Source organism: Streptomyces sp. NPDC029159 (genome assembly GCF_055564055.1).
In genome coordinates this window covers 396,396-412,458 of record NZ_JBVHWT010000005.1, presented here as the reverse complement: position 1 = coordinate 412,458, position 16,063 = coordinate 396,396, and the positions used below count along the sequence as shown (strand labels likewise).

The window sequence follows — 16,063 nt, the reverse complement described above, 5'->3', positions numbered from 1 at the left end:
CGGAGGAGGGAAGAGGTTTTCTGACGTTGCGTCAGGTCAGATCGGGGCGCCCCGGCCTCGGTGGCCTGCCCCCCGCCCGGACCGCGCGGCGGACTCCGGCGGCTGAATCGCCGTCAGCTCGCGGCGGGGTGTCTTGACCGGCCTCCGGCGCGGTCCTAGCCTCCGGCCGACCCCGCCCCGCTTCGTCCCTCGTGAGGTGCCCTGTGCGTATTCCTCCGGTTTCCCGTCCCGGCCGTGCCGTCGTCGCACTGACCGCCGCGGCGCTCTGCGCGACCGGCCTGGTCGCGGCCACCGCCCCGGCGTCCGCGGATCCGGCGCCCGCCGCCCGGCACGGCGCGGAGCGGTACCCCGATCTGACGCCGACCCCGCCGATGGGCTGGAACAACTGGTCGTACTACATGTGCGACGTCAGCGAGAAGGTGATCCTCGACAACGCCCGGGCGCTGGTCCGTACCGGGCTGGCGGCGAAGGGGTACGACACCGTCACCGTCGACGACTGCTGGACGCTCAAGGAGCGTGGCAAGAAGGGCGAGTTGGTGGCCGACCCGGCGAAGTTCCCGCACGGGATGGCGTACGTCGGGCGGGAGTTGCACAAGATGGGCCTGAAGTACGGCATCTACGGCGACGCCGGGACGCTGACCTGCGAGAAGTATCCGGGCAGCCTCGGCCACTTCCAGCAGGACGCCGATCTGTTCGCCAGCTGGAAGGTCGACTACCTGAAGTTCGACGGCTGCAACGTGCCGACGGCGGCGGGCCGCACCAAGGAGGAGACCTACCACGACGTCTACGGGCAGATGAGCCGGGCGCTGCGCGCCACCGGCCGCCCCATCGCCTTCTCGGTCTCCGCCCCGGCGTACTTCCAGTACGAGGGCGATGCGCTCTGGCACCGGGTCATCGGCTGGTCCGGGGAGGTCGGCAACCTCTGGCGGGAGGGGCGGGACATCGCGGTGGAGAAGCACACCCCGGCCGCGAAGTGGTCCTCGATCCGCTACAACTTCGACTACAACGCCCAGTTGGCGGCGTTGCAGCGGCCCGGCCGCTGGAACGACCCGGACTTCCTGCTGGCCGGTGACTCGGGGCTGACCGAAACGGAGATCCACAGTCAGATGGCGCTGTGGGCGGTGATGGCCGCGCCGCTGATCTCCAGCACCGATCTGACCCACCTCTCCCCCGCCGCACTGCGGGTCCTCGGCAACAAGGAGATCATCGCCGTCGACCAGGACCCGCTGGGCGTCCAGGGCGAACTGGTGCGGCACGACGAGGACACGGCGGTGCTGTCGAAGCCGCTGCGCGGCGGCGATCGGGCCGTGGCGCTGTTCAACTCCGGTGACACGCCCCGCACGGTGTCCACCACGGCGACCGCCGCCGGGCTGCCCGCCGCGCACTCCTACCGGGTCCGCGATCTGACCACCGGCCGCACCACCCGCACCACCGGCCCGCTCACCGCCACCACGCTCGCCCCGCACGCGACGGTGCTGTACCGGGTGAGCGCGGAGTAGCGGGCGCGGCACCGGCGGGCGAGGCCGCGGGCCCGTACGCCGGTGCCGCCACGCCTCGGCGTGGCCCTGCTCCGGCGGTGCGCCCACCGCCCCCACGCGGGCCCGGACCGCGAGGAACGGCAGCATCAGCAGGGCGCCCAGCCCCACGGCGACCAGCACGGACCCGGTCCCGTCGATCCGGTCGGCGTCCGGCGCCGGTGCGGGCACCGCGTACCGGACGAGCAGCAGCGCGGCGATCCCGATCGGCACGTTGATGAGGAACACCGGGCGCCGGCCGAGCCCCAGCAGATCGGCCTGGGTGACCCCGGGTGTCCTCCGCGGTCTCGGGGGCCGTGCCTCGGCGGGCGGCGGTGGTCAGACGGTGGCCACCAGGAAGTCCTCACCGCTGGACGGGCGGAGGCCGTCGGGCCGGTCGGCGAAGTAGCGGGCGGCGAGTTCGGTTCCGGCCACATGGCGGACGTCCCGGAAACCGGCCTCCCGGGCCGACGCCAGCATCCGCTGCGGGGTGAAGAAGCTGCGGAACGGCGTTCCGGCGGCCTTCGCCTGCGGTGCGGTGGCCTCCAGCGCGGGGCGGTCGGCGGCGTCGAGGAGTTCGGTGGGCAGCAGGAACGTCATGGCGAGCGTCGAGCCCGGGGCGAGCGCGGCGAGGCGGCGCAGGGTGGCCGTGACGGCTTCCTCGGTGAGGTACATGGTGACGCCGGTGCAGGCGACGACGGCGGGCCGGGCGGGGTCGAAGCCCGCGTCGACCAGCCGCGCCCACCAGTCGTCGCCCGCCTCGAAGTCGACCGGCACCAGCCGCAGCCGGTCCGGGACGCCGTAGCCGAGCGCGTCGAGGCGGCGCCGCTTCCACGCCTGGGTGCCCGGCTGGTCGATCTCGAAGATCCGCAGCCGGTCGGCGGTCTCCGGGCGGCGCTGGGCGAAGGTGTCGAGCCCGGCGCCGAGGATGACGTACTGGCCCACGCCGCGGGCGAGTTGGCCGGTGACGAGGTCCTCGACGAACCGGGCGCGGGCGACGACGGCGGCACGGAAACCGCTGGTGCCGTGCAGGTCCATGTCGCCGCGCCGCTCCCACCCGTCCTCGGAGTCGGCCAGTTGCAGCCCGGTCTCGTCGTCGAGGACCGGGGGCGCCGCGTCCGCCCGGACGTGCAGCGCCCGCCAGAGGGCGACCCGTACGGCGGTGCTGTCCGGGGTCTCGTTCGCTTCGTCCGCCACGGCGTCCGCTCCTCGTGTGTGCCGCTCCCGGCCCCGGCCCCGCGGCCTGCCGGTGGCGGCGCTCCGGGCCGCCCGGGCGAGGCTATCGCCGCGGGCCGCCCACGGGGAGCCGCCGCGCGCCGCTACCGCGGCCGGTCCGCCGTGACGACGTAGTAGTCCAGGATCCCTTCCTGATAGGCGCGCAGAAAGTTCCGCGGCCAGGTGTCCGGGGCCCACCAGCGGGCCAGCCAGCGGTCCCAGCCCGGCCAGACGTACCGCCCGATCGATACGGCCGACACCTCGGCGAGCCCGGCGTCCGCGAACGCGTCCGTGAGGGCGCGCACCGGCCGGGCGATGTCCAGTCCGCTGCCGAAGCTCTCCAGCAGCCGGGCGAGGCGGCCGGGGCGGTCCGGAGCATCGTCCACGGTGAAGAAACCGGCGACCGCCACCCGGCCGCCGGGCCGCAGCACCCGCGCGCTCTGCGCGGCGAAGGCCCCGAGATCCGGGAAGTGCTGCGCCGCCTCCACGCTGACCACCACGTCGAACTCGCCGTCCGCGCACGGCATCCGCTCGGCGGCGCCCCGGACGAACCGCAGCCGCTCCGGCTCGGCCCGCAGCAGCTCCGCGTGGGCCGCGCGCGCCCGGCTCAGCTGCTGCGGATGGATGTCCATCCCGGTGACGGCGCACCCGTACTCCCGCAGCATCACCACGCACCCCATGCCCAGCCCGCAGCCCACCTCCAACGCGCGGGCGCCCGGGCGCGGCGCGGCGGTGTCCAGGACGTGCCGGTACAGGTCCTCCTGGCTGCGGACCCGCTCCGCCTCCCCGAGCGGGCCGTCCGGATCGACGGCGCGCCAGTACCCGAAGTTGATGAACCCGCCGCCGAAGATCGGCTGACCGCCCAGATCCCGCGGCCCGTAGGTCTCCCGCACCACGGGCCGCATGGCGGGACCCGTCCCCTCAGCACTCTCCGCCATCCGTGCCACACCTCCTGGAAACCGCCGTACGCGGCCCGTCCACGGGGACCGCTCGACGGGGACAACGCCGGGCGGGGAGCGCGGGTGACGGTTCCGGCCTCTCAGCCCCCGCCCAGCGCCTCCGTCGGTGCCACCCCCGCCGCGCGCATCGACGGATACACGCCCGCCACCACCCCGATCACGACCGCCCCGGCCGTGCCGGCGCCGATCGCGGAGAGGGGGACGACGGGGGGCCAGCCCTGGTAGGTGGCGTAGGCGAGGGAGGCCAGGACGCCCACGACGGTGCCCAGGAGGCCGCCCAGGAGGGAGAGGGCGACCGACTCGGTGAGGAACTGGCCGCGGATCTGGCCGCGGTGGGCGCCCAGGGCCCGGCGGAGGCCGATCTCCCGGCGGCGTTCCAGTACGGAGATGTACATCGTGTTGGCGACGCCGACGCCGCCGACCAGCAGGGCGACGCCCGCGAGGCCGAGAAAGAGGGCCGAGAACGTCGCCGCGGTGGCGCGTTTCGCGGTCAGGGCGTCGGAGGGGCGGCTGACCTGGATCAGGCCGGGGGCCTCCGGGTGGACGGTGGCCCCCAGCACCGCGGCGACATCCTCGACGGCGTCCTCGCGTGCCGTCGTGTAGATGACCGTCGGATGGCCGTCGAAGTGCAGTTCCTTCTTGGCCGCGCCCCAGCCCACCAGCACGGAGCGTTCCAGGTCGGGGGCGAGCTTCATCGGTCCGAGGACGCCGACGACGGTGAAGTACGTCTGGTTGATGATGACTTGGGGCGGCTCCTGGCCGGGGGTCAGACGCGGGATGCCGAGCCGGGCCGCCGCTTCGTAGCCGAGGACGACCGTCGGGAAGGCGTCGGTCGCGGCCTTCAGGAACGTACCGGAGCGGACCTTGCCGTTCACCGCGGACAGCAGGTCGGTGCGGGCCGCGAGCACCGTCAGGCCCAGTCCGTCGTTGGGGTCGGTACGGTCCGAACGGCGCACCGTCGCATGGGTGTTGGCGACCGCGCTGGCATGGGTGACCGGGCCGATCCGCCGGACCATGTCCGGGGCCTCCGCGGGGAGGAGAATGGGCGGTTTCTGGTCGGGCATCGGCTCGGCGCGCAGCGTGTTCGTGCCCAGGGCGGACAGCTGCTGGTCGAGGTGGCGCTGGCTGGCGGCCGGAATGCTGGTCACCAGGATCAGGGTGGCGATGCCGATGGAGATGCCGAGCGCGGAGAGCGCGGCGCGCATCCGGCGGGTGCGGATGCCGAGCAGGCCCAGGCGCAGCACGTCGGAGGGGGCGAGCCGGACCGGGCGGCTGGGGTCGGCGTCCGGGGCGGCCGGGTCGGGGAGGGTGTCGGAGCGTGTCACTGCGGGCCCCCGGTGTGTGCTGCGGTGTCGGCGACGATGCGGCCGTCGCGGATCTCGACCCGGCGCGGGAGACGGGCCGCGAGGTCCCGTTCGTGGGTGATGACCGCGATGGTGGTGCCCTCGGCGTTCAGCCGGATGAGCAGGTCGAGCACGGCCTTGCTGTTGGCGGTGTCGAGGGCACCGGTCGGCTCGTCGGCGAGGACCAGCGCGGGCCGGTTGACCAGGGCGCGGGCGATGGCCACCCGCTGGCGTTCACCGCCCGAGAGCTGGTGCGGCAGATGCCCGGTGCGGTGGCCGAGCCCGACGCGTTCCAGCGCGGCGAGCGCCAGCGGTCTGCGCTCCCGGCGCGGCACCCCCGCGTACAGCAGTCCGGTGGCGACGTTCTCCGCCGCGCTCAGGCCCTCGGTGAGGTGGAACTGCTGGAAGACGAAGCCGAGCCAGCGTCCGCGCAGCGCCGACAGACGGCGGTCGGACAGCCGGGCCGGGTCCTGGCCGCCGATCTCGACGGAGCCGCCGGTCGGCAGGTCGAGGGTGCCCATGATGTTCAGCAGCGTCGATTTGCCGGAACCGGACGGGCCGACGATGGCGAGCAGTTCGCCCTCGCCGATGGTGAGCGAGACGTCGTCGAGCGCCTTGACGCCGCCGTGGTACGCCTTCGTCGCGTTCCGGACGGTCAGGACGGGCGGGCCGGTGCGGAGGACGAGAGGGGCGCCGGCCGCCGTGTCCTCGGCGACCGGCGTGGTGTGCGGCAGGCTCATGACGTCGTCACCACCGTGTCGCCCTCCTTGACGCCGGTGCCCGAGACCTCGACCATGCCCTTCGCGAACAGCCCGGTCTTGACGGCGACGAGCGTGCCGCCGGGGCGCTGGAGCGCGTAGCCGCCCTCCCGCAGTGCCAGCAGCGCGCCGACCGGAACGGCGAGCACCTGCTTGCGCTGCTCCGCCGTGAAGGTGACCTGGACGGGCGCCGAGCTGAGGTCCTTCACCACGGCGCTGTCCACCGGCTCGACCGTGACCTGGAGCGTGGCGTCGGACGGTGTGCCCCCGGCGTCCTCCTCGGTTCCGCCCTGCACGGTCTGTCCGATCGAGGTGACCTTGCCCGGCACGGTCTTGGTGTCGGGCAGGGTGAGGGTGACGTGGTCGCCCTTGTGGACCGGGCCGGATTCCTGCGCCTCCATCTTCACCTGGACCCGCTTGCGGACGGAGGTGAGGGTCAGCACCTCCTCCGCCGCCGGGTCCCCGAGCTGCGCCTTGACGGCGCTGACCCGGTGCGGTCCGGGCACCACGACGACCTGGTCGGGGGCGAGCTTCCCGGTCTCCTGCTGGCCGGTGTCGTGCTGCCAGCGCTTGAGCGCGGCGAGCAGCGCGGGGGTCAGTTCGGTGCCGGGTTCCGCGCCGTCGGCGTGGCCGCTCGTACGAGGGGTGGGGCCGGTGTCGTAGCCGAGCGCCTTGAGGTTGTCGGCGAGCACGGTCACGTCCCGCCCGCCGGTCCCCGCGGTGCCGAGGGTGCGGAAGAAGGGGGTGTCGCCGAAGAACACCATCACGGGCCGGTCGTCGACCCAGTACAGCGGCTTGCCGCGGGCGACCGGTGTGTCCGTCTTCGGCAGCCTGGTCACCAGGCCCTTGCCCGTGCCCTTGACGGTCCGCCGGCCGGCGAAGCCGAGGGTGCCGGCGAGCGTCTTGCTGTCGGCGAGGTCCCTCCGCACGATCTTGGTCGTCCCCGCGGAGGGGGCGCCGGCCTCCTTGGGCTGCTGGTCCCGGCCGTGCGCGGACAGCGCCACCGCACCGGCGGCGCCCCCGGCGAGCACCACCAGGGCCGCCGCCACCACCGCGACGCGCCTGCCCCGGCGGCGGCCGGGCACCGGTGCGCTGTCAGTGCTCGACACGGAAGGACTCCTTCACACACGCCGCGTCGGCCTTGCTCTGCTCGGCCTCGGAGAGCGCGTTGCCGCCGTTGTCGTTGTACGTCCAGCCGTTCGCGACGCCGTGCTCGTCCTGGGTCATGTGGACCCGCATGCCCTTGCCGTTGAGGCACTTCACGTAGGCGCGGTACTGGTCCGTGTAGTGCGGGTTGACCGCCGAGTCCAGCTCACGGGGCGGCAGGGGCTTCTTCACCAGACACGCGTCGAAGGACGACTTGTACTTCGCCTCGATCTCCTTGCCCTGCACCGGCCACGCCTGCTTGGCGCCCGCCGATTCGGCCCGCTTGGTGTTCATGGGGACGCCGTGGGCCTGGAGGCAGGCGTGGTAGGCGTTGAGGAGCTTGTCCTTCTCCTCCTCCGTGGAGTCCATACGCTCCCGGGGCCGCTTGGAGTCGGCCTTCGACGCCTCCGAGGAGCCGGACCCACCGGCCGCCGGGCTTCCCGATTCCAGGGTCGAGACACCGTCGTCGGCGGCCTTGGCGCCGGATGCACCGCCCGTACCGCAGGCGGTCAGCACGGTCGCGGCGAGGAGCGTGCAGACGGCGAGCGCGGTGGTACGGACCGAGGGAGAGAGAGTTGGGGTCTTCTGCATGCCGCCCAGCATCACGACGACTTGTCAGGAAGCTGTCAGGAACTCATGGCGTCCCGATAGGGGCCTGGTCCGGTGGCCCGGCGCGGCGCCCGGCGTTCCTAGACTCACCGCATGTGCGCGCATGTGGTCGTCGCCGAGGACGACGCGAAACAGGCGGATCTGATCCGCCGCTATCTGGAACACGAGGGCCACGACGTGGTCGTGGTGCACGACGGGCCGGCGGCGCTCGCCGAACTCCGGCGCCGGCCACCGGATCTGCTGATCCTCGATGTGATGATGCCGCACATCGACGGCCTCGACGTGTGCCGGATCGTGCGCGCGGAGACGGAGCTCGCGGCCCTGCCGGTGATGATGCTGACCGCCCGTTCCACCGAGGACGACCTGCTGCTCGGCCTGGACCTGGGCGCGGACGACTACCTGACCAAACCGTTCAGCCCGCGGGAACTGATGGCCCGCGCCCGGTCGCTGCTGCGGCGCGGCGGCCGGACGGGCGGCGCCCCGGCGACGCCCGCGCCCGACCCCGTGCTGCGGTCCGGGCCGCTGACCGTGGACCCAGGGCGCCACGAGGTGTGGGCCCACGGCCGCCGTGTCCACTGCACACCGGGCGAGTTCCGGCTGCTTGAGGTGCTGGCGTCGCGGCCGGGGCAGGTCTTCACCCGGGCGCAGATCCTGGAACGGCTGCACGGCATCGACCGCTACATCACCGCCCGGACCGTGGACGTCCACGTCATGAACCTCCGCAAGAAGATCGAACAGGACCCCCGCCGCGCCCGCCGCCTCCTGACGGTCTACGGCGTCGGCTACAAACTCGTCGACGAGGAGCCGCCCGCCGAGGGCCGCCGGGACGCGCACCGTGGGCGCTGAGCCGCCCCGGCGCCGGGGCGGCGCCACAGTGGTGAACCCGTCGCGCCCACGGATCCGTTGGCGCCGTGCGCCGAGGGCGCTGCGCCGCAGTCTGCTGCTGCGGCTGCTGGCCGTCTCCGTGGTCGTCTCCGTCTGCTCGGTCGCCGCCACCGCGTACGTCGTCGTCCGGATGACGGCGGTCGCCATCCGTCAGGAGCAGGGCCAGGCGCTGGCCGACGAGGCCAAGGCGTACGACGTGCTGCTCGGCTACGCGGCCCGGCACCCGGACTGGTCGGACGCGGGCACCACGGTGGCCGCCCTCGCCCGCCTGACCGGCCACCGCATCGTGCTGACCAGCCGGGGCCGGCCGCAGCCGGTCGCCGACTCCGACCCGGAGCCCGGCGTGCCGTTCCGGCGGCCCGCCAAACCCACCGCCGTCATCGACCCGCTCGCCGTCGACCCCGACCTGCTGCCCCGCTCGGCGGGCGACCGGATCGACGCGCGGGCGGTGGGCCCGTTCCTGCTGCCCCGGGACGAACGCGCCACCCTGGACGGCCGCGCCTCGCGCCTTCAGAGCTGTCTGCACGAGACCACCGGCACCGAGGTCCGCATCGAGCGGTTGCCGAGCGGGCGGCCCCGTCTGGTGCCGCCGGCCACGAGCGCCGCCCCCGCCTGCCCCACCACGGCCCTCAGCCGCGAGCCGACCCCCACCGAGCGGAAGGCGCTCACCGCGCTCAGCACCCTCGTCAACTCCTGCCTCGCCCACCGCGGCGCGCACCCCGCGACCCTCACGCTCGACGGCGAGGGGCGACCGGCGGCCACCGGCCGCTGGTCCGGCGGCCCCCTGGTCTCCTCGTGCCTCGCCACCGGCCGCGCGGAACAACTCGCCCCGTACGTGGCGCCCGCCGCGCAGCTGTACGTCTCCACGCCGGCCCGCACCGCGACCACCTTCTTCTCCCTGTCCCCGGCCAACAAGGCGCGGATCGCCGGGGGCGCAGCGCTGGTGTTGCTGGTGACCGTCGCCGTCACCGTCCTGGCGGGCATCCGGCTGGTGCGTCCGCTGCGCGCGCTGACCGCCGCGGTGCAGCGGCTGACGGACGGCGATGCGTCCGCCCAGGTGCGGGTGGTCGGCGGTGACGAGATCGGGCGGCTGTCGGCCGCTTTCAACACGATGGCCGGGCGGCGCGCGGAGCTGGAGCGGCTCCGCAAGGCGATGGTCAGCGACGTGGCACACGAGCTGCGTACGCCGCTGAGCAACATCCGGGGCTGGCTGGAGGCGGCGTCGGACGGCGTCGTCGACAACGACGCGGAGCTGCTGGCCTCCGTGCTGGAGGAGGCCCTGCTGTTGCAGCACATCATCGACGACCTGCGTGATCTGTCGGCGGCCGACGCGGGCGAGCTACGGCTGTCGAAGGTGCCGGTGGCCGTCGCGGACGTGCTGGCGCAGACCGCGACCGCCCACCGCGCCGACGCGGACGCGGCCGGAGTGCGGCTCACCGTCACCGCCGACGAGGTGCCGCCCGTGGACGCGGACCCGGTCCGGCTCCGGCAGATGACCGGCAATCTGCTCTCCAACGCGATCCGCCACACACCCCGCGGCGGCACGGTGACCCTCCGCGCGCGGGCGGCGGAGGGCTCCGTACGGATCGAGGTGGCGGACACGGGAACGGGCATCGCGCCGGACGAACTCCCGCACGTCTTCGACCGTTTCTGGCGCGCCGAGAAGTCCCGCAGCAGACAGACCGGCGGCAGCGGCCTGGGCCTCTCGATCGTCCGCAAACTCGCGGAGGCCCACGGCGGCACCATCACGGCACACAGCGCCCCGGGCGCGGGGGCCGTCTTCCGGCTCACCCTCCCGTCGGCCCGGGAGGCCCCCGGGCCGGAGCGCGGCGGTGGGGCCTGACGGCGGGTGCGTTGTCGGGGGCGCCGGGCAGGGGGCCTTACCGGTGCCGTGGCTCCCGCAGGGTCCGGTCATGTCAAGGACGAGTCCGCGCACGCACCGGGGCCGGCTTCCTGCCCGCGGTGATCGATCTGATGATTCCGGTACCGATCGCGGCGTCCCTCGCGCCAGGTGAGCCGACGAGCCTGCGGAAACTCCGTCGCTCCGGTGCGGCGCAGTCAACCGCCCCCTCGGGATCACCCGAAAGAGATCTTGCACCCCGACCCTTTGCATGACTTTCTGGAGTCATCCAACAACCGTCCGTAGCGGGCGGGTTGACGAAGGGACGACGATGAGCGATGACCACGCGGCAGCCACGGATGGTGCGGGTTCCACCCCTCCGATCAGCACGGTCGCGGGGACCGGGGTCGCGGGGTTCAAGGGGGACGGCGAGCGGGCCGTCTCGGCTCAGTTGAACTCCCCGTACGGGGTCGCGGTGGACGGCACCGGCGCCCTCTACATCTCCGACTACAGCAACCACCGGATCCGCAAGCTCACCACGGACGGGAAGATCAGCACGGTCGCGGGCACCGGCGCCGCGGGCTCCGGCGGCGACAACGGCCCAGCCTCGGCGGCCCAGTTGAACTACCCGCGTGAGGTGGCGGTGGACCGCTCGGGCGCTGTCTACGTCGCCGACGCCAACAACCACCGGATCCGCAGGATCACCGCCGACGGAAAGATCACCACGGTCGCCGGGGCGGGCGTCGCGGGGTTCAGCGGTGACGGCGGCCCCGCCACCGCCGCCCGGCTGAACCTCCCGACGGGGGTGGCGATCGACAGCACCGGCGCCCTCTATGTCTCCGAGTACCACAATCACCGGATCCGGAAGATCACTACGGACGGGAAGATCAGCACGGTTGCGGGGAACGGCTCCGGCGGGTTCAAGGGAGACGGCGGTCCTGCGGCCGCCGCCCAGCTGAACCGCCCGCACGGACTCATGGTGGACGACACGGACGCTCTCTACCTCGCCGACGCCGGCAACCACCGGATCCGGAAGATCACGGCCGACGGAGAGATCAGCACGGTCGCCGGCGCGGGCACCGCGGGCTTCAGCGGCGACGACGGCCCGGCGACCGCCGCCCGGCTGAACACCCCGGTGTCCGTCGCGAGGGACAGCACCGGCGCCCTCTACGTCTCCGACTACGGCAACCACCGCATCCGCAAGGTCGCGGCGGACGGCACGATCACCATGGTCGCCGGGACGGGCGCCGCGGGCTTCGGCGGCGACGACGGACCGCCCGCCTCGGCCCAGCTGAACCGCCCGTTCGGACTCGCCGTGGACTGCGTCGACGCCCTCTACCTCGCCGACCACGCCAACTGCCGCATCCGGAAGATCGCCTCCCCGAAGCTGGCCGGGCTGCCCGATTCGGGCGCAGTCGTCTCCTGGGCCAACGTCCGCAGCAGGCTGCGGATGGCGGTGCAGCGGGAGTCGACCAAGGACGGGGCCGAGATCCACCAGTCCCTGGCCACTCCCAGGGACGGCCAGCGGTGGCGGCTGGTCGCAGCGGGCCAGGACAACGGCGAGGTCCTGTACACGATCGAGAATGTCCGCAGCGGCAAGGTCGTGGAGGTCGTCGGCGCGGGGCAGGCGCCCGGGGCGGCGGTCGCCCAACGCGCCTACGAGGGCGGCGACGCACACCACCAGCAGTGGCGGCTGATCCCCGTCGGCGCCGCGACCGAGACCCCGCGGGTGTACGAGATCGCGAACCGGAGCAGCGGTCTGCTCCCGCGGGTCGGCACCAACGCCCGTGCGGCGGTCACGCAGCACGGTGCGGAGGGCGACCACCGGGAACGGCAGTGGCAGCTGCTCCCGGTATGACGCACGACGAGGGGGCAGGGGCGGTCTGGCCCCTGCCCCCTCGGGGGCCTGCGCTACTTGCCGCCGGAGGAGCCCTCGTCGTCCGGCTTGGCCGCCTTGGGGGCCTCCGGTGTCTTGGGCGGCTTGCTGAAATCGCTCCTCTTCGGCATGTTCTCCAAGTCCTCGTCCTTCTGCAGGTCGCCGTTCTCCTTCACCGTCACACTGGACTCCTGCATACCGGCGGACGCCGCCTTGGACACCGAGCCGGGATCCCGTGCGTACTCAGCCTGTGTATGGGCCGAGTCCTGGGTGGTCTGGATGAAGGAGCCGAGGAAGCCCAGGACGGCCCGCGCTTCGGGCGAGGTCTCCTGCACGATCTTCGCGCGGGAGTTGGCCCCGTGGATGGCGCTGTTGAACAGGCTCGTGGTCGTGTCGTCGTATGTGTCGTCGTCGGAGTCCTCGAAGTCGACGCCCGCCCCCGGCTGTGGCTTGGCCGCGTCGGTCGTTACGGAGAAGAGGCCCGCACCTTTGCTTGCCGAGCCGAAGATGTTGTCGAACACCATGGTCGTCACCCCTGGTCGTCGTCGTGGCGGCGCCGCCCGCCCGGTCAAGGCTGTTTGTGCAGCGCTCGTTGGCTGTCGGTCAGGTCCTCGTCGTCGAACATCGTGTGGTGGACATCGAGGGCAGAGACGACCTCGGCCAGCCCCTTCATACGGAAGCCGTTGCCGCCCGCCAGGTCGATGTCACCGAGGTCGCGGGCGACCACGTGGTCGAGGCCGGGGTAACTCCGGGGCTGCGGGGGTGAGAGGACCGCCACCGGCACGGCGTACTGCACCGCGAACAAACCGGAGAAGGTCACCGGGATTTCGTAGGTGTACTGCTTGTGGGCACGCCGCTGAGTGACGAGGGTCGTCACCCGGGAGCCCGGCGGGACCTCGCCGGAGATCTGGGATTTCGAGGACCAGGTGGTGGTCAGGGAGCCGCCGACGGTGGCCGCGATGCCCAGCGCCAACTGAGCGTTGAGGGTGGCGGTTCCCGTGGCGCTGCCCGTGGTCGTGAAACCCACCGAGTTCGTCACCGAGTTGGTCGAGGTATTCGTCGCGGAATTCCTCGTGGACGTCTCGGTGGCGTGGGCGTGGTCCGTGCCCACGCTGTCCTTGCTGTTCTTCTGGGTGGTGGTGTCCGTGCTCCGGTTCGCCATCTCGTTCTGGCACTGCGCCTGGAGCTGCGATTGCAGGTCCAGGCGGAGCTGGTTCTGCAGTTGGAGCTGGAGCGCCGCGCTGACGCTGCCGCCGAAAGTGAGCTTGGCGTCCCCGCTGAGTGACCAGGTGACCCCGTTGGACACGGTGAAATCGACCGAGTCGGTGAAGGTCATCTTGGAGGTCTGACTGCGGTTGACATAGGCGCGTGAGGAGAACGTGTCGGGCGGGGGCTGGCCGATGTCGGCCCGCTCCTCGATCAGTGGTTCCCCGAGGTTCATGTAGGCGAGCCAGCCCAGTTTGAACGCGGAGCCGGAGAAATTGCCGAAACTCGACTTGTTCAGGGAGAACCCGACGGGCTTGTGCTGCACACCGTAGTCGTCGACATAGACCAGGTTGGGGTGGTCCAGAATGGACTGCCAGGTCTGGTCGATATTCAGTTCCCGCAGGTTTTTCTTGGTCAGTGGCTGGCGCTTGGCCCGTTCCAGGTTGTACGCGTTGGAAGGCATTCCCCGTCCTCGACTGGTCTGGCCGAACCGTGCTTGATGAAAACGTGCTCGGTGAAATATCAACAGGAATCTGTGCGCGTTCCGAAAATCGAAGCTAGCACGGGCCCCATCGACGCAGAAGGCACCTCCGTCCAACACCCTCGAACGGGTGAATGAGGTTCGCGGATCTCCCTCAACTCCCCTGGAACAACGGTACGTTGATACCCCGTTGATCACCCGGTCGACGGCTTACCGGCAGCCCTGTCCGCGGGCGCCACGGCCTTCGTGGTCGCCGCGGGAAGGGGCATCCCTCAGCCATCCATTCGTTCTCCGTGCCGCTCGGGACGGGGGCGACGAGGCATGCGGTAAATGCCGCGTGATATCCGGCTCAACCGAGCGACCGACGCGTTGTTCTCCATACTCCAGACCAGGTGAGGTTTCCGCGATGTACACCCAAGAACGCACGGCGATGTCGAATTTGGTGGTCGGCGGCCCGGTGGCGGTGAACAGTTATGACAACGCCATCGTGGCGGCGCTGATCGAGAACCGCCCGGTCATGCTCGTCCACGCCTTCAACGGCGGCTATCTGAAGCCCGCCGAGCTGAAGGAGGAGAGCCACGACAAGGGCGTCCAGCTGGCCACCGCGCTCGACCCGGCCACCAAGGAGGCGCAGGGCCATCTCTGGTACCTCACCCCCGCCGGCTTCTTCGGGCAGCGGCCGCTGTACTTCCTGGAGAGCGCCGCGGGCCAGGTGACGCCCAAGCCCGCCGCCGCGGGTGCGGCCGACGGCGGGCGCGGCGACGACGGCGCGCCGAAGCCGCGGCGCCGCCGCATCACCGTCCATCAGGACGCCCCGAAGAGCACGGCCGACACCGTCCAGGTCGGCCTCCCGGACAAGGTCGGCGACAAGTGGCGGGGGAAGAACGGCGCGCCCGAGGACACCCAGCTCTGGGTCGTCACGGTGACGCCGTGGGGCGGCATCACCTTCGTGCCGATCACCCACCCCGACGCGATTCTCGGGTTCAAGGACCATGCGGTGACGGCCAACAGCGAGGTGCGGCTGACCTACAACTGGGGCGGCGACTTCACCGGGACGGTCATCAACACCTTCTACCCGCGGCTGCCCAACGAGTGGAGCGTCCCGTACCACCACGTCTTCACGTGAGCCGCGGCCACCGCCGTACCCCACCCGTCCCGAGTCCGCTCCCGTACCGCCTGGAAGAGGCACCACGATGTCCGTGCCCACGGAAGAACTGAAACTGGAGATCGTCAACGCCGCCACGGGGAAGTCCCTCGGCGCCAAGGCCGCGCCGGGCGCGGACGGGGCGCTCGTCGTCCGCGACTTCCCCGATGACGGCCCGAGCCCGGAGCAGTGGCAGCTCACCCCCGCCGCCCAGGGCGATCCGGCCTATGTGATCCGCAACGCGGACAGCGGCAAGGTGCTCGACAACGCCGCCGCGAACGGCGGGGTCCGCCAGTGGAACGCCGCAGCGGGGAAGAAGGGCCAGCAGTGGCACCTCGTCCCCGTGGAGGGCGCGGCGGGCCTCTACTGCATCGAGGGCGCGGCCGACGGCACCGTTCTCGACCTCGACGAGCCCGGCGAGGACGACACCCGGATCGTCCTGCGCGAGTACGACGAGGACGCGGCGAGCCAGCGCTGGCGGTTCGTCCCGGCCGAGCCCGAGCGCACCAGCGACCTCGTGCTGCGCTGGGCGCCGCTGAGCCACTGGAACGGCCGCCGGTCCTGGCGGCTGGCCCGGTCGGCCGCGCTGCGTCCGGTGCCTGGTGCCGCGCCCGCCTTCAGCGACCTGCTACTGGTCCTCGAACAGTTCGGGAGCGACCAGGACGCCGGCGGCTGGAAGAGCGAAGGGGCCACCCGATCCCCCGGCGGGCAGCTGGGCTGGTGGGCCGGGGCCGGAGCGCGGTTCCTCGCCGACACCGCGGGGACGGGGCAGCAGGACATCGTCGGGCTCAAGCCCGGCAAGGGCGCCGTGACGGCGTCGGGCCGGGGCGACGGGACATTCGACGACGAGGAGCGGGTTCTCCACAAGCCCGCGCCCTCCCCGAGCCCCAAGGATCTGTGGACCGTCGTGGACACGACGGGCGACGGCACGCCCGATGTCGTCGTGCTGGCCGCCGACGGGGTCCGGGTCTCCGCCCGCGACGAGGCCGGGGCGTTCGGGCCCGCCGGCGGGAAGCTGGTCCTCAAGGCGTTCGGACACGGCGGTCAGGCGGGCGGGTGGCTGGCCGAGAAGCATCCGCGGTTCCTC

14 protein-coding genes are annotated in these 16,063 nt (G+C 72.4%); 6 read left to right on the top strand and 8 right to left on the bottom strand.

The genetic code is table 11. From position 1 onward, the window contains the following. Window positions 1-203: 203 nt before the first annotated feature. Window positions 204-1,499: a glycoside hydrolase family 27 protein gene (locus ACZ4U4_RS14120; protein WP_467872991.1), complete on the top strand. Its 1,296-nt coding sequence runs from the start codon at window positions 204-206 to the stop codon at window positions 1,497-1,499. Between the two features lie 354 nt (window positions 1,500-1,853). Here the strand turns inward: ACZ4U4_RS14120 and ACZ4U4_RS14115 are convergent, their stop codons facing one another. From ACZ4U4_RS14115 to ACZ4U4_RS14090, 6 genes are all read right to left on the bottom strand, one after another. Further along, window positions 1,854-2,711, bottom strand: a complete 858-nt coding sequence (locus tag ACZ4U4_RS14115; RefSeq protein WP_467872988.1) for a class I SAM-dependent methyltransferase — start codon at window positions 2,709-2,711, stop codon at window positions 1,854-1,856. A gap of 122 nt (window positions 2,712-2,833) precedes the next feature. Next, a complete protein-coding gene (locus tag ACZ4U4_RS14110) occupies window positions 2,834-3,667 on the bottom strand; it encodes a class I SAM-dependent methyltransferase (RefSeq protein WP_467872986.1) in 834 nt (277 codons plus the stop codon). 101 nt (window positions 3,668-3,768) lie between these two features. Next, on the bottom strand, window positions 3,769-5,013 hold the full coding sequence (locus ACZ4U4_RS14105; RefSeq protein ID WP_467872983.1) for an ABC transporter permease: 1,245 nt from the start codon (window positions 5,011-5,013) through the stop codon (window positions 3,769-3,771). After that, window positions 5,010-5,771 (bottom strand): ABC transporter ATP-binding protein, encoded by a 762-nt coding sequence (locus ACZ4U4_RS14100; RefSeq protein WP_467872980.1) that lies wholly within the window; start codon window positions 5,769-5,771, stop codon window positions 5,010-5,012. The genes ACZ4U4_RS14105 and ACZ4U4_RS14100 overlap by 4 nt, the downstream gene beginning before the upstream one ends. Then, window positions 5,768-6,898, bottom strand: a complete 1,131-nt coding sequence (locus ACZ4U4_RS14095; protein ID WP_467872978.1) for an efflux RND transporter periplasmic adaptor subunit — start codon at window positions 6,896-6,898, stop codon at window positions 5,768-5,770. Before ACZ4U4_RS14095 ends, ACZ4U4_RS14100 begins: the two co-directional genes overlap by 4 nt. Then, window positions 6,885-7,526 carry a hypothetical protein gene (locus ACZ4U4_RS14090; RefSeq protein WP_467872975.1) on the bottom strand — a complete coding sequence of 214 codons (642 nt, stop codon included), beginning with the start codon at window positions 7,524-7,526 and terminating at the stop codon, window positions 6,885-6,887. The genes ACZ4U4_RS14095 and ACZ4U4_RS14090 overlap by 14 nt, the downstream gene beginning before the upstream one ends. A gap of 111 nt (window positions 7,527-7,637) precedes the next feature. On the opposite strand from ACZ4U4_RS14090, the gene ACZ4U4_RS14085 reads away from it, so the two are divergent. From ACZ4U4_RS14085 to ACZ4U4_RS14075, 3 genes are all read left to right on the top strand, one after another. Next, the gene (locus tag ACZ4U4_RS14085; protein ID WP_467872973.1) at window positions 7,638-8,390 is read left to right on the top strand and encodes a response regulator transcription factor; all 753 of its coding nucleotides are present in this window, start codon (window positions 7,638-7,640) and stop codon (window positions 8,388-8,390) included. Window positions 8,391-8,421: 31 nt separating this feature from the next. Further along, window positions 8,422-10,272: a sensor histidine kinase gene (locus ACZ4U4_RS14080; protein ID WP_467872970.1), complete on the top strand. Its 1,851-nt coding sequence runs from the start codon at window positions 8,422-8,424 to the stop codon at window positions 10,270-10,272. A 328-nt stretch (window positions 10,273-10,600) separates the two neighbouring features. Then, on the top strand, window positions 10,601-12,127 hold the full coding sequence (locus ACZ4U4_RS14075) for an NHL domain-containing protein (RefSeq protein ID WP_467872968.1): 1,527 nt from the start codon (window positions 10,601-10,603) through the stop codon (window positions 12,125-12,127). 53 nt (window positions 12,128-12,180) lie between these two features. Here ACZ4U4_RS14075 and ACZ4U4_RS14070 read toward each other — a convergent pair whose 3' ends face one another. After that, window positions 12,181-12,669 (bottom strand): hypothetical protein, encoded by a 489-nt coding sequence (locus ACZ4U4_RS14070; RefSeq protein ID WP_467872966.1) that lies wholly within the window; start codon window positions 12,667-12,669, stop codon window positions 12,181-12,183. Window positions 12,670-12,713: 44 nt separating this feature from the next. Continuing rightward, window positions 12,714-13,814 (bottom strand): hypothetical protein, encoded by a 1,101-nt coding sequence (locus ACZ4U4_RS14065; RefSeq protein WP_467872964.1) that lies wholly within the window; start codon window positions 13,812-13,814, stop codon window positions 12,714-12,716. Window positions 13,815-14,238: 424 nt separating this feature from the next. On the opposite strand from ACZ4U4_RS14065, the gene ACZ4U4_RS14060 reads away from it, so the two are divergent. After that, window positions 14,239-14,958: a hypothetical protein gene (locus ACZ4U4_RS14060; protein WP_467872962.1), complete on the top strand. Its 720-nt coding sequence runs from the start codon at window positions 14,239-14,241 to the stop codon at window positions 14,956-14,958. Between the two features lie 67 nt (window positions 14,959-15,025). Then, the coding region (locus ACZ4U4_RS14055) for an RICIN domain-containing protein (RefSeq protein WP_467872959.1) at window positions 15,026-16,063 on the top strand (1,038 nt) is incomplete at its 3' end.

Coding starts and splice junctions, on each gene's coding strand:
- ACZ4U4_RS14070 (WP_467872966.1), bottom strand. CDS start 12,669: ATGGTGTTCGACAACATCTTCGGCTCGGCAAGCAAAGGTGCGGGCCTC.
- ACZ4U4_RS14085 (WP_467872973.1), top strand. CDS start 7,638: ATGTGCGCGCATGTGGTCGTCGCCGAGGACGACGCGAAACAGGCGGAT.
- ACZ4U4_RS14110 (WP_467872986.1), bottom strand. CDS start 3,667: ATGGCGGAGAGTGCTGAGGGGACGGGTCCCGCCATGCGGCCCGTGGTG.
- ACZ4U4_RS14100 (WP_467872980.1), bottom strand. CDS start 5,771: ATGAGCCTGCCGCACACCACGCCGGTCGCCGAGGACACGGCGGCCGGC.
- ACZ4U4_RS14075 (WP_467872968.1), top strand. CDS start 10,601: ATGAGCGATGACCACGCGGCAGCCACGGATGGTGCGGGTTCCACCCCT.
- ACZ4U4_RS14090 (WP_467872975.1), bottom strand. CDS start 7,526: ATGCAGAAGACCCCAACTCTCTCTCCCTCGGTCCGTACCACCGCGCTC.
- ACZ4U4_RS14060 (WP_467872962.1), top strand. CDS start 14,239: ATGTACACCCAAGAACGCACGGCGATGTCGAATTTGGTGGTCGGCGGC.
- ACZ4U4_RS14065 (WP_467872964.1), bottom strand. CDS start 13,814: ATGCCTTCCAACGCGTACAACCTGGAACGGGCCAAGCGCCAGCCACTG.